2 protein-coding genes are annotated in these 1,808 nt (G+C 74.3%); both read left to right on the top strand.

Annotated features, from left to right (window positions below; all coding sequences use genetic code 11):
* A partial coding sequence (locus KS423_RS44860) for a tetratricopeptide repeat protein (RefSeq protein WP_374120182.1) occupies nt 1–827 on the top strand: 827 nt, incomplete at its 5' end.
* Between the two features lie 64 nt (nt 828–891).
* Nucleotides 892–1,808 (top strand): serine/threonine-protein kinase (locus KS423_RS44855; protein ID WP_224285420.1); only part of this gene is annotated, 917 nt, incomplete at its 3' end.

Raw genomic sequence — 1,808 nt, 5'->3', positions numbered from 1 at the left:
CCACGCCCCCGGTGACGGCCGCGCCGCCGGCCGAGGCCGTACGGGCCGGGCTGCGCGAGCGGCGGTCGGCCGCGTACCGGGCGGCGACGGCCGGTGAGTCGGCGATGCTCCTGCAGGCCCTCGCCCAGGAGTGCGTGACCGTGCTCGGCGCGAGCGACCGGGACACCCTGTGCACCTGGCGGGACTTCGCCTGGTACCTCAGCCGGACCGGGGACCTGAACGGCGCGATCCGGCTGTTGACCGCCCTCGTGGGTGACATGCGTTCGATGCTCGGCCCGATCGACCCGGACACCCTCGGCGCCCGCTACCACCTGGTCTGGTGCATCGGCGAGAGCGGTGCGCCGGTCACCACGATCCGGCTGATGAACGAACTGCTGCCCGACCTGCACGCCGCCTGGGGCCCGTACGAGCCCCGGGTCCTGAAGGCCCGGCACGACCTCGCGCTGTACCACGCCAACCGGGGCGACCTGCAGGGCGCGGTGATCCAGCTGCACGGGCTGTTGCCGGACCTCGCCCGGGTGCTGGGCGAGCACCACCCGAGCACCGTGCAGGCCTGGCAGGACCTGGCCGGCTACCAGCAGCAGCTGGCCCAGGCCGGCCGCAAGGGCGCGGGGCAGCGCCGCCGGACGCCGCGGATGAGCCCGATGGAGGCGCTGGTGCTGGTGCGGCGGCTGCGGGTGTGGGACTTCACCACCGACGGGGAGGCCCGGGCCTGCATGGACGCGCTGGACCGGGGGATCGGCCTGAAGGGCGTCGCGGACGTGGTGTTCGACGCGCCGGACCACGTGTCGGACGAGGACCTGGTGGAGGAGATCTTCGGAGCCTGAGCCGGTGGAGCCTGGGCGGCGCCGATAGGGTCCGAGGGGGCCACGGTGGACGGGGGAGGGGCGCGTGCGAGTCGGGGACGTCCTGGACGGCCGGTACGAGTTCGAGGAGAAGCTGGGGCAGGGCGGGTTCGGGGTGGTGTGGCGGGCCCTGGACACCCGGATGCGCCGGCCGGTGGCGGTCAAGGTCATCCGGCACGACGACGGCGACCGGGCGAAGGCGGCGCTGCGGTTCGCCCGGGAGGCGTCCGCGGCGGGCAACCTGTCGCACCCGCACATCGTCACGGTGCACGACCTCGGCCACAGCGCGTTCGACGACCAGCAGGTCACCTTCCTGGTGATGGAGCTGCTCACCGGTCGCACCCTGACCGAGGTGCTGCGGGACGGGCGGCCGGAACCGCAGGTGAGCCTGCGCTGGGGGCGGCAGATCTGTGAGGCGCTGGCGGCGGCGCACGACGCGGGCGTGGTGCACCGGGACATCAAGCCGGACAACGTGATGATCACCGACGCCGGGCGGCTGAAGGTGCTGGACTTCGGCATCGCCCAGCTGGACACCGGCGCGAGCGGGCTGACCACCGTCGGCACGGTCATCGGCAGTCCGCCGTACATGGCGCCCGAGCGCTGGACCGGCGACCGGGTGGACGGCCGGGCCGACCTCTACGCGTTCGGCTGCGTGCTGGTCGAACTCCTCACCAGGAAGCGGCCGTTCAACGGGGACTCGACGCCGGTGCTGATGTACCAGCACCTCAACGAGCCACCCCCCGAGCTCGACCCGGCGAAGTACGGGCTGCCGCCGCACCTGCCGGCCGTGGTCGCCCAGCTGCTGGCCAAGGATCCGGCGGACCGGCCGGCCGACGCCCGGACGGTCGCGCAGTGGCTCTCGGACCTGGCGGAGGGACGGGACCGGCCCCCGACGCAGCCCATCGCTGCCCGGACCGAACCGGGCCGGACCGCGTCGGTCCGGCCCGCGGGCACCCCGCCGCT

It is taken from the genome of Streptomyces sp. LS1784 (assembly GCF_020103755.1).
GTDB lineage: Bacteria > Actinomycetota > Actinomycetes > Streptomycetales > Streptomycetaceae > Kitasatospora.
Note: the sequence above shows the minus strand (reverse complement) of the source record. Positions and strands in the feature narration are given on the sequence as shown.